Origin of the sequence: Nocardia sp. NPDC023733, from assembly GCF_040639775.1 — a bacterium.
Lineage (GTDB): Bacteria > Actinomycetota > Actinomycetes > Mycobacteriales > Mycobacteriaceae > Nocardia > Nocardia rosealba.
In genome coordinates, this window is record NZ_JBFAAN010000003.1 from 280,971 (window position 1) to 304,141 (window position 23,171).

Here is a 23,171-nt window from a genome sequence, read left to right on the forward strand (position 1 = left end):
CAGTTCGAGTGTGATCAGCGACGTACGCTCCGGGACGTCTTCGCCCTGGGGTTCGCCCCTGCTCGGTCCCGCCGAGGAGAAGGCGGCCATGCGCCGGGTGCGGGTGCAGTTGCTGCTCACCGCTCCCCTGCTCATCGCCAACCTCATCGGCATCGCGATGACGATCGTGCTCGCGGGATTCGTGCTGCCGGGGCCGAGCATGTTCACCGGGCGGCTGCTGCTGGTGAACGCGGTCTTCACGCCGCTGTGCGCGGTGGCCGCGCTCGCGATCGGCACGGTGTGGGGAACCGTCGCCGGGCTGCGAACCATGCGCTGGGCCACCGACCCCGAGCACGTGCCGACACCGGCCGAACAGCGCGTCACCGTCTCGGCACCGCGCTGGATGGTGCTGCAGCAGGCGATGCTGTGGACCCTGGCGCTCATCGTGCTCACCGTCGTGTACGGCGTGATCGAGCCGGGGCTCATCCCCAAACTCATCCTCGCCATCGGGTCGGCCGCGATCGTGGTGTGCGCCAACAGCTATCTGATCGTCGAATTCGCGCTGCGGCCCGTCACCGCGCGGGTGCTGCAAGCCGATCCGCAACGCCGGCGCGGCATCGGCGTGTTCGGCCGCACCATGCTGTCGTGGCTCGTCGGTGTCGGTGTGCCGGTGGCGCTGGCGATGGTCGTCGCCATCTGGGCACTCGCCGATCCCCAGGTGAGCAAGGCGCGCCTGGCCGTGTGCGTGCTCAGTCTCGGCGGCTCGGCGCTGCTGTTCGGCATGCTGCTGATGGCGCAGGTCGTCGCCGCGACGGTCGCGCCGATCCGTGGCGTACGCCAGGCGTTGCGCCGGGTGGAGAACGGCGACCTCGACGCCGAGATCGCGCTCTACGACGGCACCGAACTCGGTGAGCTGCAGAGCGGGTTCAACCACATGGTCCACGGCCTGCGTGAACGCGCCATGATCGAGGACCTGTTCGGAAAACACGTCGGCCACGATGTCGCCATGGCCGCCATCGCCTCACGCCCCGTCCTCGGCGGGACCGAAACCGAGGCCGCCGCCCTGTTCATCGACATCATCGGCTCCACGACCATGGCCGCCACCCTTCCCGCGCCCGAGATCGTCGGCATCCTCAACCGCTTCTTCGACATCGTCGTCGACGAGGTGGAACGCCACGGCGGTCTGCTCAACAAGTTCGAAGGCGACGCCGCCCTCGCCATCTTCGGCACTCCCGCGCCGCTGGAAGACGCGGCGGGCGAGGCCCTTTCGTGTGCCCGCGCCATCCAGCGCCGCCTGCGCGACACCTCCGACCTGGACGCGGGCATCGGCGTCGCCGCCGGGCGCGTGGTCGCGGGCAATGTGGGCACCCACAACCGCTACGAGTTCACCGTCATCGGCGATGCGGTCAACGAGGCGGCCCGCCTGTGCGAACTGTCCAAGCAGTACGAACAACGCCTGCTCACCTCCGCAACCACCCTCACCAAGTCCGCGCCGACCGAAGCGAACCACTGGACCCTCGGCGAGCAGGTCACGCTGCGTGGCCGCCTCGAACCCACCCACCTCGCCCTTCCGCACACTCCGTGAACCCACTCCCCCGACCCGGCCCCGCTAGACTCGGGCCGTGCGCCCCGCCGTGACCACGGTCGGCGCCGTCGGGGCGGGCATCGATCCGGCACAAACGCCGACGGTCCCGATCCGCCCCCTGCGATTTCGCGAACTGCTCGACGAGCCGTTCGCCCTGATCCAAGCCCATATCCGGCCGCTGGCCGCGCTCGCGGGGGCAACGCTCACCCTCGCCGTACTCGGTGTACTCGGCATCACCGGCGTGGTCTCGCACCTCACCGACGGCTCCGACGCGGGTACCGCGTGGGCGGTGGTGCTGGCAACGGCCGCGTTCGGGTGGTTGTCGCGGTTGGTGTTGCGTGATGTGACCGTTGCCCTCGTGCTGGCCGACTTCTCCGGCGCCCGCATCAACCTGCGGTCCGGCCTTCGGACTGCCGCACACCACGGCGGGCCGCTCGTGCTCGCGCAGATCATGTTCTCGCTCATCGGAATCGGCGTGTTGGCGGTCGGCAGCCTGCTCGTCATCACCTATCCGCTCGCCCTGATCTGGCTGTCGAATCTGCGTGCCCGCCGATTCGTCACCGAACCCGCGATCATCGCCGAGAACGCCGGCTACCGGCAGGCGGTTGCCCGCTCGAAAGACTTGGTGGAGGGCGCGAACTGGAGCATCGGCGGTCTCTGGCTCACCCAGCGGGTGCTGTTCGCCGTGCTCGCGGTGCCCGCCTTCGGCATCCCCTTCTTTCTGTCGGACTTCTCCGGCACCCACCGATGGGCCTTCATCACGCTGGTCGTCGGTGGCCTGCTGCTGGTGGTGACGGTCGCCGAGATCGTCGAATCAACCAGCCGGGTGCTCTGCTATATCGACCGCCGCTGCGTCCGCGAAGGGCTCGACATCCGCATTCCGGGTGAGAACCGATGAACGACAACCAGATCGGTCCCCCGCCCCCGCCCCGGCTCGGCCCGGCCGCCGACCATCGCGCCGAAGCCGAGAACGCCGCGGGCCGCCGCGATTTCGACCGTGCCGTACGGGAACGCTTCCGTGCGGTCCTGCGTGGACTGGAACAGAACGGCAGCCTGCCGGTGCGCCGCTCACGCACCGCGCAGGAAACCGCCGACGACGCGACCCTCACCCTCCCACCCGAACAGTCCGCCGAATTACATCCGGCGGCAAGTACTTTCGACGAGGTCGTCTACGGCGGCCGCCGCGCCACCGAGGACGAATACCGCCACCTCGAATACGCCGACCGCTATTCCCAGCACGCGCCACCGCCTGCCGCCGAGCCGGTCGACATCGAGATCGTCGACACCGAACCCGCACCGCGCCGACAACTTCCACCGCTTCCGGCGATCCTGCGCAACCCACGGTTCTGGGCGGTCCTCGCGGGCATTCTGTTCCTCGGCGTGCTCCTGTACGCGGGCCTGCAATCCTGCGGCGCGCCCAACGCACCGACCCCGCCCGACCCGCCACCGAACATCGACAGCCCACCGGACCGGCCCGACGACCTCCCCGATCCCGCGGGCAGCGACTCGATCTTCAGCACCCTCCCGGGCTGGCTGGCCTACGGCGGCCTGCAACTGCTCATCGCCTTCGCCGTCGTGGTGTGGTGGCGGGCCCGCAGGCGCGGCGCACTCGTCGGCGAACCGCGCCCGGTGGAGGTGGCCGCCAACGAACTGCTCGCCGGCCAGGCCGGGCTGTACCGCCGCTCGGGCGACGTGGCCTACGTCGCCCACATCCTGCGCTCGGCGACCCTGCGCCGAATCCGACCACGCCTCGGCACACCAACCGACGACCAACTCGTCGCGACCGTCGCCACCCGCCTCGGCACCCCAGCCCCCCAGATCGGCACCGTACTGTTCGGCCCGGTGCCCGACGAATCAACCCTCTACCACGTTGCCGCACACCTCGAATGGATCGAGACGGAGCTCGGATGACCGACAACACTGTCCTGCAGAAGACGCCGACCGCGGCCGAGGCCGGGGCGGCGTTGGCCGCCTTGCGTACCGAGATCGGGAAGGCGGTGGTCGGTAACGATCAGGCCGTGCTGTATCTGGTGCTCGCGCTGCTGTGCCGGGGGCATGTGCTGCTGGAAGGTGTGCCGGGCGTGGCCAAGACGCTGCTGGTGCGTGCGCTGGCCACCTCGCTCGACCTCGAGCATGCCCGGGTGCAGTTCACGCCGGACCTGATGCCGGGTGATGTCACCGGGTCGCAGATCTACGACCCGCATTCGGCCGAGTTCACCTTCCGGCAGGGGCCGGTGTTCACCAACCTGCTGCTGGCCGACGAGATCAACCGCACCCCACCGAAAACGCAGTCCTCGCTGCTGGAATCGATGGAGGAGCGCCAGGTTTCGGTCGACGGGCAGCCCCGGCCGCTGCCCGACCCGTTCGTGGTGATCGCCACCCAGAACCCGATCGAGCAGGAAGGCACCTATCCGCTGCCCGAGGCGCAGCTCGACCGGTTCCTGTTCAAGGTCGACATCCGGCTGCCCGAACGCGACGACGAGTTCCGCATCCTGCAGCGCCACGCCAACGGCTTCGACCCACGCGACCTCGGTGCGGCGGGATTGCGCCCGGTCGCCGGGCCCGCGCACATCGCGGCCGCGCGGGCCGCGGTGGGCCAGGTGACGGTGAGTCCCGAGGTACTCGCCTACATCGTCGACCTGTGCCGGGCCACCCGGTCCTCGCCCGCCGTCGCGCACGGTGCGTCGACCCGTGGCGCCACCGCGCTGCTCGCCGCAGCCCGCGCCTTCGCCTGGCTGAACGGACGCGGGTACGTGACCCCCGACGATGTGAAAACCGTTGCGGTTCCGGTGCTTCGGCACCGTCTGCAGTTGCGTCCGGAGGCCGAGTTGGACGGGGTGAGCGCCGAGGGTGTGCTCGCGTCGTTGCTCGGCTCGGTGCCGGTTCCGGTGTAACGGTGGTCGTCACAGGCCGGTTCGCGCTCCTCGCAACGATGGCGGGTGCGCTGGTGATGTTCGCCGTTCCGTCGTTCGGTGGTGTGCTCGGCGCGAGTTCGCTGCTGCTCGTCGTCCTGCTGATCGATGTCGCGCTGGCCGCCCGCCCGAACACACTGACCGTGACGCGCGAACCGTTGACCGTCGTCCGGCTGGGCCGGGAGACGGAAGTCGGACTCGCCGTGACCAATACGGGGACCACCGCGGTTCGCGGGCTGCTCTGGGATGCGTGGCCCGAGAGTGCGCGCGCCGAATACCGTACGCGCCGCCTGGCTTTGGCAGCGAACACCCGGATCCGGTTCCGCACCAAGCTGAATCCGGTATATCGCGGTGACCGGGTGGCGGGTCCGGTGACACTGCGCCTGCTCGGACCACTCGGCATGGCCGGGCGGCAGACTCGCGTCGACGCGCCCGCCCGCGTCCGCGCGCTGCCCGCCTTCCGCAGCGAACGCCTGCTGCGGTCGAAGGTGAAGCGGCTGCATCACCTCGAGGGCCGCAATGTCGCCAATACCCGTGGTCAGGGCACCGAATTCGATTCGTTCCGGGAGTACGTGGCAGGCGACGACGTGCGAAGCATCGACTGGCGGGCCACCGCGCGCGCCACCGATGTGCTCGTGCGCACCTGGCGGCCCGAACGCAACCGGCACATGCTGATGGTGCTCGACACCGGCCGGGTCAGCGCGGGCCGGGTGGGCGACGGCACCAGGCTGGACTGCGCGATCGAGGCCGCCCTGCTGCTCGGCGGGCTGGCCGGCGCGGCGGGCGACACCGTCGACCTGCTGGCCTACGACCGCACGGTGCGTGCGGAGGTGACCGGCGCCGGTGGTGCGGGCCTGCCGATGAAACTTATGCACACCCTTGCCGGGGTCACGCCGCAGCTTGTGGATACCGACACCGACGGCCTGGTTCGCACCGTGCTCGCCCGGGTGCGCAGGCGGGCGCTGATCGTGTGGTTCACCAGTCTGGACGGTCCGACGGTCACCGAACACCTGCTGCCCGCACTGCCGACGCTCACCCGACGGCACCGGGTGCTCATCGTCTCGGTGACCGACCCCGACATCGCCGCCGCCGCTCGCGACCGGGAAACCGCCGATGCCGTCTACACCTCGGCCGCAGCCGAGACCGTGCTGGCCGAGCGCGCGGTGGTGCGGGAATCCTTGCGCAGGCGCGGGGTCGCGGTGGTCACCGCCGCACCGGATCAGCTGCCCGAGGCACTGGCCGACGAGTATCTGGAGCTCAAGCGGTCCGGTTCGCTCTGAGTTGTGGACAGCCGGAGTTTCCACCGGCACTCACAGTTCATGCACCGATTCACCAACAGGTTGTCCACAGGATGGGCCTGTGGACAACTTCTCAGCGCAGCGAAAGCTGCTGGCGCCGAGACAGAATCGCGCCGATCACGTGGTACGGGGGATAACCCGCGGGCACCTGGGTGCGGACCGCCGCGCACATCGACTCGGCCAGCTTCGTCCCCAGGTGGTGCTGGGCGGCCGGTGTCAGGGTGCGCAACCTGGTGAGGTACTGCCGTGCGGCCGTCGCGAGGTCGTCGGACAGGCCGGTCGGGTCGAGCTGCGCGGCCCAGCCGGTGAGCCACGGGGGTGCGGCCGCCAGCGCGGGCCGGGGAAGCTGCTGACGGGTGTGCACAACCACCGTGCCCGCGAGCACGTCACCCACGCGCCTGCCCTCGCGTGAGCACAGCGAGGTGATCACCGCGACCGCGCCGAAGCCACCGAGCATCCAGAAGTCGACGATCGCCCCCGCCAGCCCACGGGTGAGCGCGTGCCGGAAATCGGTCGGGCCCGCATCGGCGCGAACGACCCGCAGCCCGAACGCCATCTTCCCCAGGGAGCGTCCGCGCGTGAGGGTTTCGCTGCACACCGGATAACCGACCAGCACGGTCACGATGGTGACCACCGCGAGCACCGACATCCACGCCTCGTCGGCGGCGCTCCACAACAGCAGCAGCATCCCGGCGTAGAACAGGCAGAAGGCCAGCGTCAGCTGCAGCATCAGGTCGAGCAGGAAAGCGCCCGCACGGCTGGGGATACGCGCGATGGGAAGTTCGAGCGCCACCGCTTCGCCGGTGGTGAATTCGGCCATGTGGCTAGCATTCCCGATATGGACACCGATGCCTACAGCTGGGCGCGTCAACGGTCGTGGTATCGGCTGGATCAGCTGGTCCGTCAGCGCAGGCTCACCGGGGCCGAGGCCGACGAACTGATCGCCCTGTACCGCTCGGCGTCCCAGCAGCTGGCCAAGCTGCAGGGTCATCGGGCCGATCCCGAGGTGCTCGCCGGGCTCAGCGCGCTGCTCGCCCGCGCGCGTGGGCGCGTGCTCGCGGCGCGCTCCCAGCCGTGGCGCGAGATGGGCCGATTCTTCACCAGGGGCTTTCCGGCGACTGTGTACAGAGCGTGGCCGTGGTGGTTGGGGACAACCGCGATCTTCCTGCTCGTCAGCACGGTGATCGCGGTGCTTGTGGACAACTCGGCGGGCGCCCGCGAAGCCCTGGGGATTCCCGAGGGCGATCACTCGATCATCACCGGACCTGGGGGTTCGTTCGAGACCTACTACTCCGAACACCCCAACGACGCCTTCGCCGCCAAGGTGTGGACCCACAATTCCTGGGTCTCGGCGATCGCCTTGTTCACCGGCGTACTGATTCTCCCGGCTGTGTATGCCCTGTTCATGAACGCGCTGAATCTGGGGATAACCGGTGGATTGATGGCCGACGCCGACCGGCTCGACTCGTTCTTCGGTTTCATCCTTCCGCACGGAACGCTCGAGCTCACGGCGCTGTTCGTGGCGGGCGGTGTCGGCTTGAAGCTCGGCTGGACGCTGGTCGATCCCGGTCGGTCGAGCCGGGCCGCCGCGATGGCACGGCAGGGCCGGGCGACTGCCACGGTCGCGCTCGGTCTGGTCGCGGTGCTGCTGGTGTGTGGATTGCTCGAGGGATTCGTGACGCCCAGCGGCCTGCCCGCGCCCGTGCGCATCGCTCTCGGCTTCCTGGCCGAAGGATTGTTCCTCGCCTATGTGTTCGTGGTGGGCCGCCGGGTCGCCGAAGAACAGGACGCCGCTTCCGCGCTCCCCGAGGCCATGCCCGATCCGGCCTTGCGATGGCTGCCGAAGGCTCCCGCGCGGGCGTGATCACGCATCTGCACGTGCATTTGTGCGGCAGGCAACTCCGAGCACACCTCGGCTGTGAGCCCACTGGGCAATCGACAGCTACGTGAGGTTACGAGTTGGTGAACTCCCCCGATTTGAGTTCCGCTGGCCGCAGCGAGTCGAGCTCGAGCTGCGGCCAGCGTTGCCGTTAACTGTACACAATCGTTATGCCCATGCAACCCCCTACGCGCAGGTTAGGGGTATCGAGTGCGGGTCTGCGAAGACCTGTGAAGCGCCCGCTCTCCACAACTACAGCTAACTCCTGGCGCTTCGCCGGGAAGGCAATTGCACACACCGGGAATTCACCTTCGGCAAACCTGGGACCATGAGTCCCATGCGTTCGATGGCGCGGTCAAGGGAATATTGCTACCCATTGCCCACACCCCCGACCACGCCCCGCGCATAGCCGATAACCTGCGACAACAGCAACCGGATTTCGGTTTGCGCGATACGTGGCGCCTTAAAAGAAACCTTAAGTTTGTTTACAAGGCTGCAAACATGATCAACAACTAGCAATCAGGTCGAATCACCTGCCATGCAGCTACTTACTGCGCGGCTGACAAGTTGCGCAGCGGCTCCCGAACGGCTCGAGACGGGCAGTGAAACAGCTGGAAGACAGCCGGATTACCGCGCTGTGATCTTCGCCTCACCGCCCCGGAATAGCGAAGCCCTACGATGACGACATGACCGGGGTCAATGACCGTTTGCTCACCATCGTTGCCGGCCAGCTCGGTAATCCACACGGACCACTCGGCAAGGTGGTGGCCTTGCTCCTCAATCGGGGGAACAAGCGCGCCATCGCGGGCGCCGTCGACGGCGCCGCCCCTGCCGCGGGCGCGGATGTGGCCGATATCGGCTTCGGCGGCGGCGCGGGCTTGGCGATGCTGCTGGAGCGAGTCGGCCCGGACGGCGTGGTGCACGGCATCGAACCCTCGCCCGACATGCTCGCCCGCGCCCGTGGCACCTACGCCATGGAGGTGGCCGAGGATCGGCTCGTGCTCGCCGAGGGCACCCTCGCCGCCTTGCCGCTGCCCGATGCGAGCCTGGACGCGGCGATCACGGTGAACACCGTCTACTTCCTCGACGACCTACCCGCCGCGTGCGCCGAACTCGATCGCGTGCTCCGGCCCGGCGGCACGGCCGTGATCGGCATCGGCGATCCGGACGGTATGGCCCGGATGCCCTTCACCCCTTATGGATTCACGCTGCGCCCGGTGGCCGAGGTGACGGGCGCGCTCACCGGTGCCGGCTTCACGGTCGAACAGCGCACCCTGCCCGGCCCGCCGTTCCCCTTCCACCTACTCGTCGCGCGCAAGGGGTGAGCGTCGCCGGAAACGACAAAAGGCCCGATCCCGAGGGATCGAGCCTTCTGCTCTCTGTGGGCGAAGGGGGACTTGAACCCCCACGTCCTTACGGACACTGGCACCTGAAGCCAGCGCGTCTGCCATTCCGCCACTCGCCCGAGCGACTCGAAAAATCTAACATGCTCGCCACCCGAAAATAAAATCGGGCCCCTGACCTGCGGTGATGTGAACCTGCACAGCTCGGGAACCGGGGCGCTGCGCCGGGAGTTACCTGGTAGGAGGATCGTGGATATCATGCAAGGAACGTGGTCGGGTTCGGACACGCCGTAAAGGGCACTCCGACAGGACGGACACGCGCACCGAAGGGAGGGCTGTGATGGGCATCGTGTCGAGATTCGAACGTCGCTTACAGAGCGCCGTCGGTGACGTGTTCGCGAGGGTGTTCGGCGGCAGCGTCGTTCCCCAGGAGGTAGAGGCCGCGCTGCAGCGCGAAGCCGCAGATCGGATCCAGGATCTGGAGGGCGGGCATCAGCTCGCACCCAACAGTTATGTGATCACGATCAACGAATCAGATTTCGGGAAACTCGACGCAGATCACGACCTGACGACCAAGGCGTTCGCCAAACATCTGCAGGATTACATCCGCGAGCAGGGCTGGCAGACCTACGGCGAAGTGCACGTGGCGTTCGAGGCATCACCTACGCTGCACACCGGAATGTTCAGAGCGAGCGGCCGCGTCGACCCCGACGCCGGTCGCGGGACCGTCCCACCTCGCCCCGGACCGCCACAACGACCCGCACACCCGCAACCAGGAGCTGGCCCCATGACGCACAACTCAGGCTACGAGCCAAGCCGAGAGCCCGCGGAGTCCGATCCACGCAACCGCGGGTACGCACCGCCGCCCGCCGCGCCTGGGGCTCCCTATCCGCCTGCCGACGACTACGGCCGCGGTGGCTACGGCGCGCCCGAGGGTCAGCCCGGCTACGACCCCGCCTACGGCCAGCAGGGCGGCGAGTACCACAACGGGTACGACCAGGCCCCGCAGCCGGGCTACGGTCAGCCCGGGTACGGCCAGCAGGGCTATGCCGAGCCCGGTTACGACCAGCAGGGCGGGTACGGCCAGCAGGCCTACAGCCAGCAGGGTGGTTACGGCCAGCCCGGTTACGCCGAGCCGGGTTACGACCAGCAGGGTGGGTACGGTCAGCAGGGTTACGCCGATCCGCAGCAGGCCTACGGCCAGCAGCCCGGGTACGGCCAGCAGGGTTACGCCGAACCCGGTTACGACCAGCAGGGCGGCTACGGCCAGAACGGTTACGCCGAGCCCGGCTACGGTCAGTCCTCCGGTTACGGCGCCCAGGCGGCCGGTTACGCCGAGCCCGCTTACGAGGAGCCCGCCGGTTACGGCCAGCAGGGTGGGTACGCCCAGCCGCAAGCCGGTTACGGCCAGCCCGCGGGTGGTTACGGTGCCCCGGCCCAGTCCAGCTACTCGGCCACGCTGCAGCTCGACGACGGCAGCGGCCGCACCTACCAGCTGCGTGAGGGTTCCAACATCATCGGCCGCGGCCAGGACGCGCACTTCCGGCTGCCCGACACCGGTGTGTCGCGCCGCCACATCGAGGTCCGCTGGGACGGTCAGACCGCCATGCTCTCCGACCTGGGTTCCACCAACGGCACGCTGGTCAACGGCTCGCCGGTACAGGACTGGCAGCTCGCCGACGGTGACGTCATCCGGGCCGGACATTCCGAGATCCTGATCAGGATCGTCTGATCCCGTAAGCTGCGCGGTGCAGGTCACGTGTCGACGCCGTCGGCCCTATGATGCTGCCATCACACGCACGGCCCCGACCTCGGGGCCCGCAAGCCAGCACGCTGGTGGGGGTCACTTCGTCCCCTGCCGTACCGACGTACCCGGGCGAACAGGAGGTGGAACGCCGTGCAGGGATTGATCCTGCAATTGACCCGCGCGGGGTTCCTGCTGCTGCTCTGGTTGTTCGTCTGGGCCGTTCTGCGGACCTTGCGCAGCGATATCTACGCGGCATCCGGCATCCGGATACAGCCGAGGGCCGCACGCGGAGCGCGTGGTTCCATCGGTCTGCCATCCCTGAGCCGAGGCCAGAAGGGCGCCAAGTATCTAGTGGTGACTCATGGTTCACTAGCCGGCACTCGGATCACACTCGGCACGCAGCCGGTCCTCATCGGCCGCGCCGACGATTCGACGCTGGTACTCACCGACGACTACGCCTCGACCAGGCACGCGCGACTGTCTCAGCGTGGTGACGACTGGTACGTGGAAGACCTCGGTTCCACCAACGGCACGTATCTCGACCGCGCGAAAGTCACCACCGCCGTCCGTGTTCCGCTCGGCACTCCTGTCCGGGTCGGCAAAACAGTGATCGAGCTGCGATCGTGACACTTGTTCTGCGCTACACCGCGCGAAGCGACCGCGGACTCGTCCGGGGCAACAACGAGGATTCGGTCTACGCGGGCGCTCGCCTGCTAGCCCTCGCCGACGGTATGGGTGGACACGCCGCCGGTGAAGTCGCCTCCCAGTTGATGATCGCCGCGCTGGCGCATCTCGACGACGACGAACCCGGCGAGGACATCCTCGGCAAGCTCGACCGCGCCACCCGTTCCGGCAATGCCGCCATCGCCGACCACGTCGAGGCCGAACCCGAACTCGACGGCATGGGCACCACGCTCACCGCCATCCTGTTCGCGGGCCGCAAGCTCGGCATGGTGCACATCGGCGACTCGCGCGCCTACATGCTGCGCGACGGCGAACTCACCCAGATCACCCGCGACGACACCTTCGTGCAGTCGCTGGTCGACGAGGGCCGCATCACGCCCGAGCAGGCGCACACCCACCCGCAGCGTTCGCTCATCATGCGTGCCCTCACCGGCAACGAGATCGAGCCGACGCTGATCATGCGTGAAGCCCGCGCCGGTGACCGGTATCTGCTGTGCTCCGACGGACTTTCGGACGTGGTGAGCGACGAGACCATCGGCAACACCATGCGCGAGGGCAATACCGACGAGTGCGCCGACCGGCTCATCGAATTGGCTCTGCGCTCGGGCGGTCCCGACAACGTCACCGTTGTCGTCGCCGATGTGATCGACCTCGACTACGGGCAGAGTCATCCGATCGTCGCCGGTGCCGCCTCTACCGAGGAGGAGGAAGACGCGCCGCCGCCGAACACCGCGGCCGGCCGCGCCGCCGCCATGCGTCCACCGCGTGCCCAGCCGCGCCGCGCCGCCGCCGCTCCTCCGCCGCCGGAGACCAAGTCGCACAAGCTGCGCTGGCTGCTGCTGTCGGTGGCCTTGATCGTGGCCGTCGCGGTGGGACTCGTGGTGGGCTACAAGATGATTCGCAGCAACTACTACGTGGGCGCCGACAACGATCAGGTGGTCGTGATGCGCGGCCTGCCCGGTTCGATCCTCGGCTACGCCATCCACGACGTGGAGCTCACCGCCTGCGTGAACAGCAAGAACGAGATCACGCTCCTCGAGGTCGGCGCCACCGCCCCCAACGGCTGCAAGAAGCTGATGGTCAGCGATCTCAAGCAGACCGGCCGCGACCAGGTGGAGCGCAGCTTGCCGCCGGATTCGCTGGCCCAGGCCCGCGAGAGCATGCGCCGGCTCACCGGCGAGGTGCTCGACCCGTGCCCCAAGAAGGAATCGGTGCCGCAGCCGGGTGTGCTGCCCACCGAGGTTCCGCCTGCCACCCCGGCGCCCGCGCCCGGCCCGGGTGACCAGCCCGCCACGGCGACACCGACGCCTGCACCGACCACTACGCCCGCCCCGACACCTTCCCCGCAGATCTCAGGGGAGAACTGCCGGGTGACGGACTGATGTCCGCACCGGCACCACCGTCGGCGGGGGCTTTCCCGAGTCCCCCAGGCGGATTCGCGCCCGCACCGCCGCCCTCGACGCGGCGGAACCAGGAGCTGTTGCTGCTGGCGGGCGCGGCGGGTATCACGACGGTGTCGTTGTTCATCGTCGAGGCGAGCCAGGAACAGTCGATCACCTGGGACATCGCCAAGTACGGTGTGGCGTTCCTCGCGCTGTTCGGGGTGGCGCACCTGGCGGTTCGCCGGTTCGCGCCGTTCGCCGACCCACTACTGCTACCGATCGTGGCGCTGCTCAACGGTCTCGGTCTCGTCCTGATTCACCGCCTCGACCTCGCCGACGCGCAGCAGGCGGCATACGACTCGAGCCCCATCCCGTCCCCGGACGCCAACCAGCAGATCATGTGGACCGGCCTGGGCATCGTGGTGTTCATCAGCCTGCTCATCGTGTTGCGTGACTACCGCACGCTGGCGCGCTACACCTACACACTAGGCCTGGTCGGACTGATCGCGTTGGCGATTCCGGCACTGTTGCCGAGCCGGTTCTCCGAAGTCAACGGCGCCAAGATCTGGATCAAACTCCCCGGATTCAGTGTGCAGCCGGGCGAATTCGCCAAGATCCTGCTCATCATCTTCTTCGCGGGTGTGCTCGTCGCCCAGCGCGACCTGTTCACCGCCGCGGGCAAGCACTTCCTGGGCATGGAGTTCCCGCGGCCGCGCGACCTCGGTCCGGTGTTGATCGTGTGGGTCGTGTGCATCGGTGTGCTGGTGCTCGAAAAGGACCTCGGCACCTCGCTGCTGATCTTCGGCACGGTGCTGGTGATGCTCTACATCGCGACCGAACGGGTGGGCTGGTTGCTCATCGGCGGCGGCCTGCTCGCGCTCGGTTTCGTGTTCGCCTACCAGCTTTTCGGGCATGTGCGGGTGCGCGTGGACACCTGGCTGCACCCGTTCGACGACTACCACAACACCGGCTACCAGATCTCGCAGTCGCTGTTCGGTTTCGCCACCGGCGGCCTGGCGGGCACGGGCCTTGGCAGCGGGCGTCCACAGCAGGTGCCCTTCGCCAAGACCGACTTCATCGTCACCACCATCGGTGAGGAACTCGGCCTGATCGGCCTGGCCGCGGTGCTGATGCTGTTCCTGATCTTCATCGTGCGTGGGCTGCGCACCGCGCTCGCCGTGCGCGACAGTTTCGGCAAGCTGCTCGCGGCGGGCCTGTCGTTCACCATCGCCATCCAGATCTTCGTGGTGGTCGGTGGCGTCACCAAGCTGATCCCGCTCACGGGTCTGACCACACCGTTCATCTCCTACGGTGGCTCCTCGCTGCTGGCCAACTACGCGCTGCTCGGGTTGCTGATCAAGATCTCCGACGCCGCCCGCGCGCCCGCGCCGACCCGCAAACGCGCACCGGCGCCGATCGCCGAGGCGTCGACCGAGTTGTTGCGCAGGTCGGAAGGCAGGGCGAGCGCATGAACACTCCACTACGCCGGGTCGCCGTCGCCGTGATGGTGATGGTCGTCGCGCTTCTGGTGAACGCCACCTATCTGCAGGTGGTCAAGGCCGACGACCTGCGCGCCGACCCACGCAACGTGCGCGTACTGCTCGACGAGTACTCGCGCCAGCGGGGCCAGATCTCGGCGGGCGGTACCGTGCTCGCCGGTTCGGTCGCCACCGACGACCGGTACAAGTACCTGCGCCAATACCCCAGCAGCCCACCGGCTTACGCCCCTGTCACCGGGTTCTACTCGATGCAGTACGGCAAAACCGGGATCGAGCTGGCCGAGGACCCGCTGCTCTCGGGCAACGACTCGAGCCTGTTCGGGCGCAGGCTCGTCGACATGTTCTCCGGTCGCGACCCGCGCGGCGCCAATGTGATCACCACCTTGAACCCGGTGATGCAGCAGGTGGCCTACGACGAGATGACCGCCAAGGGCTACACCGGTTCGGTGGTGGCGATCGAGCCGAGCACCGGCAAGATCCTGACGATGGTCTCCACCCCGAGCTACGACCCCAACGAACTGTCGGGCCACGACGGTGCGGCAGGCCGGGCGGCGTGGGACCGGCTCAAGAACGACCCGTCCCAGCCGATGCTCAATCGCGCGGTCTCGCAGACCTATCCGCCCGGTTCCACCTTCAAGGCCGTCGTCACCGCCGCCGCGCTGGCCAACGGCGTGAGTGTGGACGACCAGTTCACCGCCGCCCCCAACATCACCCTGCCCGGCACCAGGACCACGCTGGAGAACTACAACGGCGCCACCTGCGGTGACCAGCCGACCGCCTCGCTCACCGAGGCCTTCCGGCGGTCCTGCAACACCGCGTTCGTCGAGCTGGGGATGAAGGTCGGCGCCGCCGAACTCAAGGACCAGGCCGCGGCCTTCGGGATCGGCCCGCACCGCGGTGTCCCGATCCCGGTCGCCGAGTCGACGGTCGGGCCGATCCCCGACAACGCGGCTCTCGGCCAGAGCAGCATCGGTCAGCGCGATGTCGCGGTGACCCCGCTCGACGTCGCCGTGATCGCCGCGACCATCGCCAACGGCGGCTCCCGGATGCAGCCGTACCTGGTGGACCAGACGCAGGCTCCCGACCTGTCGGAGCTGAGTGTGACCGAGCCCTTCTCGGTGGGCCAGGCCGTGAGTCCACAGGTAGCGTCGAGCCTGGTGAACCTGATGATCGCCTCCGAAGCCAACACCGCGGGCGGCGGCCGGTCGCCGTACCAGATCGCGTCCAAGACCGGCACGGCCGAACACGGCAGCAATCCCCGTAACACCCCGCCGCATGCCTGGTATATGGCCTTCGCGCCCGCGCAGAACCCGAAGATCGCCATCGCGGTGATCGTCGAGAACGGCGGCGACCGGGCGCTGGCGGCGACCGGCGGCTCGGTGGCCGCACCGATCGCCAGGTCGGTACTGGACGCAGGCCTGGCAGGGGGCTGAACGAAATGAGTGTGCGAGTGACAACACGGGGGCCCCGATGCTGAACAACGGCGCCATGATCGCCGACCGCTACCGCCTGCAGCGGCTCATCGCCACCGGCGGTATGGGTCAGGTGTGGGAAGCGATGGACACCCGGCTCGATCGCCGGGTGGCGGTCAAGGTCCTCAAGACCGAGTTCTCCGCCGACCCGACGTTCCGTCAGCGGTTCCGGGTCGAAGCACGCACCACCGCGCAGCTCAACGCGCCGGGGATCGCGGGCATCTACGACTACGGCGAGACCACCGACCCGTCCGGCGGCGAAACCGCCTACCTGGTGATGGAGCTGGTGCAGGGCGAACCGCTCAACGCCGTGCTCAACCGCATGGGCAGGCTGTCGGTGATCCAGGGCCTGGACATGCTCGAGCAGACCGGACGCGCGCTCGAGGTCGCCCACGCCGCGGGTGTGGTGCACCGCGACGTGAAGCCGGGCAACATCCTGGTGACGCCGACCGGTCAGGTGAAGATCACCGACTTCGGCATCGCCAAGGCCGTCGACGCCTCGCCGGTGACCAAGACCGGCATGGTGATGGGCACCGCCCAGTACATCGCCCCCGAACAGGCCGTCGGCGAAGACGCCACCGCCGCCTCCGACGTGTACTCCCTCGGTGTGGTCGGGTACGAGGCGCTGGCAGGCGTGCGCCCGTTCACCGGTGAGGGCGCGATCACCGTCGCCATGAAGCACGTGCGCGACGCACCCCCGCCGCTGCCCGCCGATCTGCCCGCCAACGTGCACGAGCTGATCGCGATCACCATGGCCAAGGATCCGGCGCAGCGCTACCGCAGTGGTGGCGAGTTCGCCGACGCTGTCGCCGCCGTGCGCGCCGGGCACATGCCGCCCGTGCCAGGTGGTGCGGGCGCCTCGATGACCGGGGCGACCCGGGTGCTGCCGCCCGGGCCGACCACCGTGATTCCGGCCGCCGACTACGACGGCGCGACCATGCGTTTCGGCAATCAGCCGCCGACCGGCGGATACGCGGGCCCGGCCACACAGGCCGCCGCGCCCGCCGCCGTCGCCGCGACCAACGATTCCAAGAACAACCAGAAATGGCTGATCGCGCTGGGTGTGGGCGCGCTGCTGCTCGGCGGTGGCGTGATCTGGCTGCTGTTCGGCGGCGAGCCCAACCGCGACACCGGCCCGACCACAACCACCGTGCAGACCACCGCGCCGGTCGCCCCGCCGGTGACGACCACCCGTCCGCTGCCGCCGCCGGTCACCTCCGAGGAACCCGCGCCTACGCAACCCGACCGCCCGACGACGACCACGCCGGAACCGACGACGACCACGGAACCGCCGACCACCACGCCGGAACCGACGACGACCAAACCGGAGCCGACGACCAGCGCTCCCAAGACGACCAAACCCGCGCCGACCACCACGAAACCGGCGGCGGCGACCACCACCCGGGACAAGCCGCGTATCCCCACCTTCGATCTACCATTTCCGAATGAGGACAACAACGCCGTAGGCCCGAACATAGGACAGCAATGACCACCCCGAAGAATCTCTCCTCGCGGTACGAGCTGGGCGAGATCATCGGGTTCGGCGGCATGTCGGAGGTGCACAAGGCCCGCGACGTGCGCCTCTCGCGCGACGTCGCGATCAAGGTGCTGCGCGCCGACCTGGCCCGCGACCCAACGTTCTACCTGCGCTTCAAGCGCGAGGCGCAGAACGCGGCCGCGCTGAACCACCCGGCCATCGTCGCGGTCTACGACACCGGGGAGGCCACCGTCGACGACGGGCCGCTGCCCTACATCGTCATGGAATACGTCGAGGGCGACACCCTGCGCGACATCGTGCGCGGCAAGGGTCCGCTGGCGCCGCGCAAGGCGATGGAGATCGTGGCCGATGTCTGCGCCGCACTCGACTTCAGCCACAAGGCGGGCATCGTCCACCGGGACATGAAGCCCGCCAACATCATGATCAACCGCGCGGGCGCGGTGAAGGTGATGGACTTCGGCATCGCGCGCGCGATCGCCGACAGCTCCAACCCGATGACCCAGACCGCCGCCGTGATCGGTACGGCGCAATACCTTTCCCCCGAGCAGGCGCGCGGCGAGACCGTCGACGCGCGCTCGGACGTGTACTCGGTCGGTTGTGTGCTGTTCGAAATCCTCACCGGCCAGCCGCCTTTCACCGGTGATTCGCCGGTCGCGGTCGCCTATCAGCATGTGAAGGAAGACCCGCCGCTGCCGTCGTCGGTGAATCCGGCGGTCCCGCGCGAGCTCGATTCGGTGATCCTCAAGGCGATGGCCAAGAACCCGGCCAACCGCTACCAGACCGCCGCGGAGATGCGCGCCGATCTGATCCGGGTGCTCGGTGGGCAGAAGCCGAGCGCGCCGATGGTGATGAACGACGAGGACTACGCCGGCTACGACGAGCCCGCGCCGCGCCGGTTCCACGACCGTGACGACACCTCCGAACACCCGGCCGTCGGCCCGCCCGCCGAGCAGGGCAATCGCACCGGTTTGATCGCGCTCGGCGTCGCCGCGGCGCTCGCCGTCGCGTTCGGCATGTTCTGGGTGCTGATCGGTCCGGGCAGCAAGCCCGACCAGGTCGCGGTGCCGGACATGTCCGGCAAGACCGCGCAGCAGGCCGAATCCGAGCTCGTCAAGGCCGGTTTCAGCGTGGCCGTGCAGCAGAAACCGGACGGCAAGGTCGCGCCGGGCAATGTGATCGCCACCCAGCCGCTCGGCGGGTCGCGCATCGACGAGGGCAGCACCGTCACCCTGCAGGTGTCGACCGGACCCGCGCAGGTCGCGGTGCCGCGCATTCTCGGGATGACCCAGGCCGAGGCCGAGCAGGCGCTGAATTCGACCGGGCTGCAGATGGATCCGAACGTGCAGCGCCGCGCGTCGAGTGTCGCCGACACCGACCGGGTGATCGGGCAGGAACCGACCGCGGGCGTGCGCATCGACATCGAGCAGCCGATCGTCATCGTCATCGGCAGCGGGCCCGAACAGGTCCGGGTGCCCGATGTGGTCGGCCAGGACATCTCCGTCGCCGAACCGAACCTCACCGTGAGCGCCGGGTTCAAGGTGGAGGTCAAGGAGGTGCTCTCGCCCCAGCCGAAGGGCCAGGTGCTCTCCACGAGCCCGGCGGGCGGCAGCAACGCGGAGAAGGGCTCGACCATCACCGTGCAGGTGTCCCTCGGCGACCGCATCACCGTTCCTGACCTGACCGGGCTCACCCCCACCCAGGCCCAGGAGAAGTTGCGTGCGCAGGGCTGGACCGGTCAGCTCAGCCAGACGACGGTCATCACTCTCGACGGCAGCGCCTCGGGCAAGGTCGTCGGGCAGAACCCGCCGGCGGGCACCTCGGTGACAATGAGCGGAAATGTGATCCTGCAGGTAGGGGCCTCACCCATTCCACGGTGAGGCTCGCGGGCCTAGACTTGGGCTAGCTCCATCCCACCCAGCACTGCTGAACGAGGAGGTAGCCCATGACCACGGCCAGGGACATCATGAAGCCCGGCGCTCAGTGGATCACCCGCGACGACACCGTGGCCACGGCCGCGGCTGCGATGGCCGATCTCGGTGTCGGCTCGCTCGTCGTCGCCGACGACAACGAACGCATGTGCGGCATCATCACCGACCGCGACATCGTCGTGAAGTGCATCGCGCGCGGCCTGTCGCCGGAACTGACGACCGCGGCCGAACTGTGCGAGGCCACACCGCGCTGGATCAGCGCGGACGCCGATGTGGAAGACGTGCTCGATCAGATGGAAGACCATCGGGTGAAGCGGATGCCGGTGATCGAGAACAAGCGGCTGGTCGGCATGATCAGCGAGGCCGATCTGGCTCGCCACCTGGACGACAATCAACTCGGCGAGTTCGTCACCGCCATCTACGGGCGGCCCTGACTCACCATCAGTTCAGGTCGAGGTGCTCGTTCATCGACCTGGCCGCCTCGGCCAGGTCGGTGAGTTCGACGACCTCCACACCGTTGGTGCGGAGTTTGTCCACACCCTCGCAGGCCGCGACGAACAGGCTCGGTTCGCGCCAGGCGATGACCACCCTGGGGATACCCGCCGCGAGGATGCGGTCGGTGCAGGGCCGCCGGGTCGCGGTGGCGCGCGTCGAGCAGGGCTCAAGCGTGCTGTAGATCGTCGCGCGGGCCAGCCTGGGGTCATCGGCGTCGAGTTTGTTCAGCGCCGATTCCTCGGCGTGCACCTTTTCGTCGGTCTCGCGTGAGTAGCCGGTGGAGATCTCCACACCGTCGACGACGATGACCGCGCCCACCGAGTAGGCCGTCGAACTGGGCGGACACTGCCGGGCCAGCTCGATGGCCCTGTGCATGAAACGGTGATCGAGGCTGTCTGTGTGCACGATTTCCCCTGGGTTCGAAAGTTATCCACAGCCTGTTGCAGTTGTGGAGTCGGTCATGTTCAGGTTGTGCAGTACACCGGTGGATGAACTGTGAACAGCGGTATTTCCCCAGGTCGGCACCGGGAATTCAGTCACAGGGCCGGTGGGTGGATTGGGTCTGTCGGCGCGCCGACCAGATAGTTCACAACAGCGACATCCCCAAGTTGTTCCACACCCGTCAAGTGGAGTCGACGCTGCGGTCCACCAGGGAAGAGGGCCGGGCCGACGAAGCGGGGCGCGGCCGCGTCACCGACCAGGATCGGGGCGACCGCCAAGCGGATCTCGTCGACCAGGTCGGCTGCGAGGAAACCTGTGTGCATCCCGGTGCCGCCTTCGACCATCAGCCTGTGGATACCGCGTGCGGCGAGGTCGTCGAGCAGGGCGGCCAGGTCGAGCCGGTCACCCAGGCACACGACCTCGGCCGTGTCGGCGAGTCGATCACCGAGCCGGACCGCGCCCGCCGTGGTGGTGTAGACGATCTTCGCGCCACCGGTGTGCCAGAAGCGCAGCGCCGGATCCAGCTCGCCCGATGCGGTGACGGTGATCTTCACGGGATACTCCGGTCGCCCCGACGCGACGCGAGTCGCCCGCCGCTCGGCGCTGTTGACCAGCAGCCGTGGATTGTCGATCCGTAAAGTGCCCGCACCGATCAGGATCGCGTCGGACTCGGCGCGCAAACGATCGACCTCGTCGAAGTCAGCGCTGTTGGACAGCAGGAGCCGCTGCGCGCTCGCGTCATCGATGTAGCCGTCGAGACTCGTCGCCACAGACAACAGCACTCGCGGGCGTCTCGGCGGGGCGGCGCTCCCGTCGCCACCGCCGGATGCCGCGGGCACCTCGCTCACGGGGTCACCAGCGCGGCGACCTCCGCCTCGAGCGCCGACACCAGCGCCTCGGCCGGGCGTTCGCCACAGACCTCGAGCCAGTTGGCCAGCATCCGGTGCCCGCCCTGGGTGAGTACCGACTCCGGGTGGAACTGCACGCCGTGGATCGGCAGGCTGCGGTGTCGCATGGCCATCACGATGCCGCTCTCGGTGTGGCCGACCACTTCCAGCTCCGCGGGCATGGTCTCCGGGAGCACGGTGAGCGAGTGGTAGCGGGTGGCGGTGAAGGGGTCGGGCAGACCGGCCAACACGCCCGAGCCGAGGTGGTACACCGAACTGGTCTTGCCGTGCAGCAGTTCGGGCGCCCGGTCGACGGTCCCGCCGAACGCCTCGCCGATGGCCTGATGTCCCAGACACACCCCGAGCAACGGCTTCTCGTACTTGGCCGCGGCGTGCACCAGCCGAATACTGGCACCGGCCCGGTCGGGGCTGCCCGGCCCGGGGCTCACCAGGACACCGTCGAACGCGCCGCCCTCGTCGCCGCGGGTGAGCAGGGTGTCGAGGTCGGCCAGGCGCGGATCGTCGTTACGCCACACGACGGCGTCGGCACCCAGCTGGCCGAGGTATTGCACCAGGTTGAACACGAAGCTGTCGTAGTTGTCGACGACCAGAACACGCATGCAACGAGGGTACGTGCCCGGCCGGTAGGTCGTCGCATCCATTACCTGGTGGGATAGCCTAGGAGACGACCAGTACCGGAGAATACGAGGACGTCATGCCCAAGTCCAAGGTCCGTAAGAAGGCCGATTACACCCCGAGCCCTGCCAGCCGTACCCCGGTGAAGGTCAAAGCGGGTCCGTCGCCTGTCTGGTACGTCGCGATCATGCTCGGGTTCATGCTGGCCGGCCTGCTCTGGCTGCTCGTGTACTACCTGGCTGCCGAGAAGATCAGCTGGATGAACGACCTGAACGCCTGGAACTTCCTGATCGGTTTCGGCCTGATGGTCATCGGGCTCATCATGACCATGCGGTGGCGCTGAACTACACCGGTGTCATTCATGCACACCTGTGGATGAAGCTGTGGACAACTCGAGGATCAATGGGGGAACAAGCCGCGTGAACGCAGGTCGACCCGCCGACAGCAAGTCCTGGACCACGCCGACCGCCGCCCTGATCGCGGTCACCGGCGGTGGCCTCTTGCTGACCGTTGCGGCCGTGCTTGCCCAGGATGGTCCCTCGCGGCTCTTCCTCGGCGTCGCCGCTGTCGCGGTGCTGGCCATGGCCGTGCTCGCCCTGCGTCAGCGCCCTCGGCTCACCATGGTTCCCGGTTCCCCGCCGCGCCTAATCGTCGGCACTCTCACCGGGCGCGACGAATACCCCCTCGACCACATCGACCGGATCCGTGTGACCTCCTACCGGCGCATCGGCCGCAAGAACACCATGCTCGAGGTCGACGTCCGCCACAACGACACCGAGCGCCTGCTGATCTTCGGCCGCTGGGATCTGGGCACCAACCCAGCCGACGTCTTCGACGCGCTCGTCGTCAACGGCTTCGCGAAGGTCGCCACCGACTGACGTTGTTTCACGTGAAGCAAAGAACTCCCCGCCGCGACGATCGCGACGGGGAGTTCTGCTCTCTGAGTCGGCGCCGAGAACCGCGGCGCCGGCCGCTATGTCACAGTGACCGAGGAGATGACGACCGGTTCGGTCGGGCGATCGTTGCGGTCGGTCTCCACCGCCGCGATCGCGTCGACCACCTTGCGTGAATCCGGATCGACCACCTCGCCGAAAATCGTGTGCTTGCGGTTCAGGTGGGGCTGCGGTCCCACGGTGATGAAGAACTGCGATCCGTTGGTACCCGGGCCCGCATTGGCCATGGCCAGCAGGTATCCACGATCGAAACGCAGCTCGGGATGGAACTCGTCGCCGAATTCGTAGCCCGGGCCGCCGCGGCCGGTACCGGTCGGGTCGCCGCCCTGGATCATGAATCCCCGCATCACCCGGTGGAAGACGGCGCCGTCGTAGAACGGGCCAGCTTCCGTGCCACCCGCGTTCGGGGTGGTGTACGAGGCGCTGCCGTCGGCGAGGCCGACGAAATTGCGCACCGTCTTGGGCGCGTGGTTACCGAAAAGCGCGATCTTGATCTCGCCGTGGTTGGTGTGCAGCGTCGCCACGGCCGTCTGATGGGGTGAGGTCACGCAGC

General features: G+C 68.2%; 22 protein-coding genes and 1 tRNA gene. 17 read left to right on the forward strand and 6 right to left on the reverse strand.

The window, feature by feature from the left end; all coding sequences use genetic code 11:
* Positions 1–10 precede the first annotated feature (10 nt).
* Genes AB0F86_RS16745 through AB0F86_RS16765 form a run of 5 tightly spaced genes read left to right on the forward strand, consistent with a single transcriptional unit; the run spans position 11 to position 5,756 of the window.
* Positions 11–1,564 carry an adenylate/guanylate cyclase domain-containing protein gene (locus tag AB0F86_RS16745; RefSeq protein ID WP_356984733.1) on the forward strand — a complete coding sequence of 518 codons (1,554 nt, stop codon included), beginning with the start codon at positions 11–13 and terminating at the stop codon, positions 1,562–1,564.
* Positions 1,565–1,601: 37 nt separating this feature from the next.
* Entirely contained in the window at positions 1,602–2,462 is an 861-nt protein-coding gene (locus AB0F86_RS16750) for a hypothetical protein (protein WP_356984734.1), read from the forward strand.
* Positions 2,459–3,475, forward strand: a complete 1,017-nt coding sequence (locus AB0F86_RS16755; RefSeq protein ID WP_225281656.1) for a DUF4129 domain-containing protein — start codon at positions 2,459–2,461, stop codon at positions 3,473–3,475. Before AB0F86_RS16750 ends, AB0F86_RS16755 begins: the two co-directional genes overlap by 4 nt.
* A complete protein-coding gene (locus AB0F86_RS16760) occupies positions 3,472–4,458 on the forward strand; it encodes an AAA family ATPase (RefSeq protein WP_067644085.1) in 987 nt (328 codons plus the stop codon). The genes AB0F86_RS16755 and AB0F86_RS16760 overlap by 4 nt, the downstream gene beginning before the upstream one ends.
* 2 nt (positions 4,459–4,460) lie before the next feature.
* Entirely contained in the window at positions 4,461–5,756 is a 1,296-nt protein-coding gene (locus AB0F86_RS16765; protein ID WP_356984737.1) for a DUF58 domain-containing protein, read from the forward strand.
* A gap of 91 nt (positions 5,757–5,847) precedes the next feature.
* On the opposite strand, the gene AB0F86_RS16770 is transcribed toward AB0F86_RS16765, so the two are convergent.
* Positions 5,848–6,594 carry an RDD family protein gene (locus tag AB0F86_RS16770; protein WP_356984738.1) on the reverse strand — a complete coding sequence of 249 codons (747 nt, stop codon included), beginning with the start codon at positions 6,592–6,594 and terminating at the stop codon, positions 5,848–5,850.
* Between the two features lie 18 nt (positions 6,595–6,612).
* On the opposite strand from AB0F86_RS16770, the gene AB0F86_RS16775 reads away from it, so the two are divergent.
* Positions 6,613–7,638 carry a stage II sporulation protein M gene (locus AB0F86_RS16775; protein ID WP_356984740.1) on the forward strand — a complete coding sequence of 342 codons (1,026 nt, stop codon included), beginning with the start codon at positions 6,613–6,615 and terminating at the stop codon, positions 7,636–7,638.
* Between the two features lie 701 nt (positions 7,639–8,339).
* Positions 8,340–8,978 carry a methyltransferase domain-containing protein gene (locus AB0F86_RS16780; protein WP_356984742.1) on the forward strand — a complete coding sequence of 213 codons (639 nt, stop codon included), beginning with the start codon at positions 8,340–8,342 and terminating at the stop codon, positions 8,976–8,978.
* A gap of 57 nt (positions 8,979–9,035) precedes the next feature.
* Here AB0F86_RS16780 and AB0F86_RS16785 read toward each other — a convergent pair.
* Positions 9,036–9,118 (reverse strand) — tRNA-Leu (locus tag AB0F86_RS16785).
* A 218-nt stretch (positions 9,119–9,336) separates the two neighbouring features.
* Here AB0F86_RS16785 and AB0F86_RS16790 point away from each other — a divergent pair.
* From AB0F86_RS16790 to AB0F86_RS16825, 8 genes are all read left to right on the forward strand, one after another.
* Entirely contained in the window at positions 9,337–10,728 is a 1,392-nt protein-coding gene (locus AB0F86_RS16790) for a DUF3662 and FHA domain-containing protein (RefSeq protein ID WP_181698189.1), read from the forward strand.
* Between the two features lie 165 nt (positions 10,729–10,893).
* Positions 10,894–11,370 (forward strand): FHA domain-containing protein, encoded by a 477-nt coding sequence (locus AB0F86_RS16795; protein ID WP_067495180.1) that lies wholly within the window; start codon positions 10,894–10,896, stop codon positions 11,368–11,370.
* Positions 11,367–12,809 carry a PP2C family serine/threonine-protein phosphatase gene (locus AB0F86_RS16800; RefSeq protein ID WP_067495178.1) on the forward strand — a complete coding sequence of 481 codons (1,443 nt, stop codon included), beginning with the start codon at positions 11,367–11,369 and terminating at the stop codon, positions 12,807–12,809. Before AB0F86_RS16795 ends, AB0F86_RS16800 begins: the two co-directional genes overlap by 4 nt.
* Entirely contained in the window at positions 12,809–14,281 is a 1,473-nt protein-coding gene (locus AB0F86_RS16805) for an FtsW/RodA/SpoVE family cell cycle protein (protein WP_067495175.1), read from the forward strand. The genes AB0F86_RS16800 and AB0F86_RS16805 overlap by 1 nt, the downstream gene beginning before the upstream one ends.
* Entirely contained in the window at positions 14,278–15,741 is a 1,464-nt protein-coding gene (locus tag AB0F86_RS16810; RefSeq protein WP_067495172.1) for a penicillin-binding protein 2, read from the forward strand. Before AB0F86_RS16805 ends, AB0F86_RS16810 begins: the two co-directional genes overlap by 4 nt.
* 37 nt (positions 15,742–15,778) lie before the next feature.
* Entirely contained in the window at positions 15,779–17,269 is a 1,491-nt protein-coding gene (locus AB0F86_RS16815) for a serine/threonine-protein kinase (RefSeq protein WP_356984745.1), read from the forward strand.
* Entirely contained in the window at positions 17,266–19,155 is a 1,890-nt protein-coding gene (gene pknB, locus AB0F86_RS16820) for a Stk1 family PASTA domain-containing Ser/Thr kinase (RefSeq protein ID WP_181698192.1), read from the forward strand. The genes AB0F86_RS16815 and pknB overlap by 4 nt, the downstream gene beginning before the upstream one ends.
* Positions 19,156–19,220: 65 nt before the next feature.
* On the forward strand, positions 19,221–19,640 hold the full coding sequence (locus AB0F86_RS16825; protein WP_067495164.1) for a CBS domain-containing protein: 420 nt from the start codon (positions 19,221–19,223) through the stop codon (positions 19,638–19,640).
* Positions 19,641–19,647: 7 nt separating this feature from the next.
* Here AB0F86_RS16825 and AB0F86_RS16830 read toward each other — a convergent pair whose 3' ends face one another.
* From AB0F86_RS16830 to AB0F86_RS16840, 3 genes are all read right to left on the reverse strand, one after another.
* On the reverse strand, positions 19,648–20,106 hold the full coding sequence (locus tag AB0F86_RS16830; RefSeq protein ID WP_356984747.1) for a deaminase: 459 nt from the start codon (positions 20,104–20,106) through the stop codon (positions 19,648–19,650).
* Positions 20,107–20,237: 131 nt separating this feature from the next.
* Positions 20,238–20,990, reverse strand: coding sequence for a dihydrofolate reductase family protein (locus AB0F86_RS16835; protein ID WP_356984749.1), 753 nt, complete (start codon positions 20,988–20,990; stop codon positions 20,238–20,240).
* The gene (locus tag AB0F86_RS16840; protein ID WP_181698193.1) at positions 20,987–21,649 is read right to left on the reverse strand and encodes an aminodeoxychorismate/anthranilate synthase component II; all 663 of its coding nucleotides are present in this window, start codon (positions 21,647–21,649) and stop codon (positions 20,987–20,989) included. Before AB0F86_RS16840 ends, AB0F86_RS16835 begins: the two co-directional genes overlap by 4 nt.
* A 95-nt stretch (positions 21,650–21,744) precedes the next feature.
* Here AB0F86_RS16840 and crgA point away from each other — a divergent pair, with 95 nt between their 5' ends.
* On the forward strand, positions 21,745–22,008 hold the full coding sequence (gene crgA / locus AB0F86_RS16845) for a cell division protein CrgA (protein ID WP_067495154.1): 264 nt from the start codon (positions 21,745–21,747) through the stop codon (positions 22,006–22,008).
* A gap of 76 nt (positions 22,009–22,084) precedes the next feature.
* Positions 22,085–22,543, forward strand: coding sequence for a PH domain-containing protein (locus AB0F86_RS16850; RefSeq protein ID WP_181698194.1), 459 nt, complete (start codon positions 22,085–22,087; stop codon positions 22,541–22,543).
* Between the two features lie 95 nt (positions 22,544–22,638).
* On the opposite strand, the gene AB0F86_RS16855 is transcribed toward AB0F86_RS16850, so the two are convergent.
* Positions 22,639–23,166 carry a peptidylprolyl isomerase gene (locus tag AB0F86_RS16855; RefSeq protein ID WP_181698195.1) on the reverse strand — a complete coding sequence of 176 codons (528 nt, stop codon included), beginning with the start codon at positions 23,164–23,166 and terminating at the stop codon, positions 22,639–22,641.
* Positions 23,167–23,171: the final 5 nt, after the last annotated feature.

Coding starts and splice junctions, on each gene's coding strand:
- AB0F86_RS16755 (WP_225281656.1), top strand. CDS start 2,459: ATGAACGACAACCAGATCGGTCCCCCGCCCCCGCCCCGGCTCGGCCCG.
- AB0F86_RS16760 (WP_067644085.1), top strand. CDS start 3,472: ATGACCGACAACACTGTCCTGCAGAAGACGCCGACCGCGGCCGAGGCC.
- AB0F86_RS16770 (WP_356984738.1), bottom strand. CDS start 6,594: ATGGCCGAATTCACCACCGGCGAAGCGGTGGCGCTCGAACTTCCCATC.
- AB0F86_RS16775 (WP_356984740.1), top strand. CDS start 6,613: ATGGACACCGATGCCTACAGCTGGGCGCGTCAACGGTCGTGGTATCGG.
- AB0F86_RS16780 (WP_356984742.1), top strand. CDS start 8,340: ATGACCGGGGTCAATGACCGTTTGCTCACCATCGTTGCCGGCCAGCTC.
- AB0F86_RS16790 (WP_181698189.1), top strand. CDS start 9,337: ATGGGCATCGTGTCGAGATTCGAACGTCGCTTACAGAGCGCCGTCGGT.
- AB0F86_RS16805 (WP_067495175.1), top strand. CDS start 12,809: ATGTCCGCACCGGCACCACCGTCGGCGGGGGCTTTCCCGAGTCCCCCA.
- AB0F86_RS16810 (WP_067495172.1), top strand. CDS start 14,278: ATGAACACTCCACTACGCCGGGTCGCCGTCGCCGTGATGGTGATGGTC.
- AB0F86_RS16815 (WP_356984745.1), top strand. CDS start 15,779: ATGCTGAACAACGGCGCCATGATCGCCGACCGCTACCGCCTGCAGCGG.
- pknB (WP_181698192.1), top strand. CDS start 17,266: ATGACCACCCCGAAGAATCTCTCCTCGCGGTACGAGCTGGGCGAGATC.
- AB0F86_RS16825 (WP_067495164.1), top strand. CDS start 19,221: ATGACCACGGCCAGGGACATCATGAAGCCCGGCGCTCAGTGGATCACC.
- AB0F86_RS16840 (WP_181698193.1), bottom strand. CDS start 21,649: ATGCGTGTTCTGGTCGTCGACAACTACGACAGCTTCGTGTTCAACCTG.
- crgA (WP_067495154.1), top strand. CDS start 21,745: ATGCCCAAGTCCAAGGTCCGTAAGAAGGCCGATTACACCCCGAGCCCT.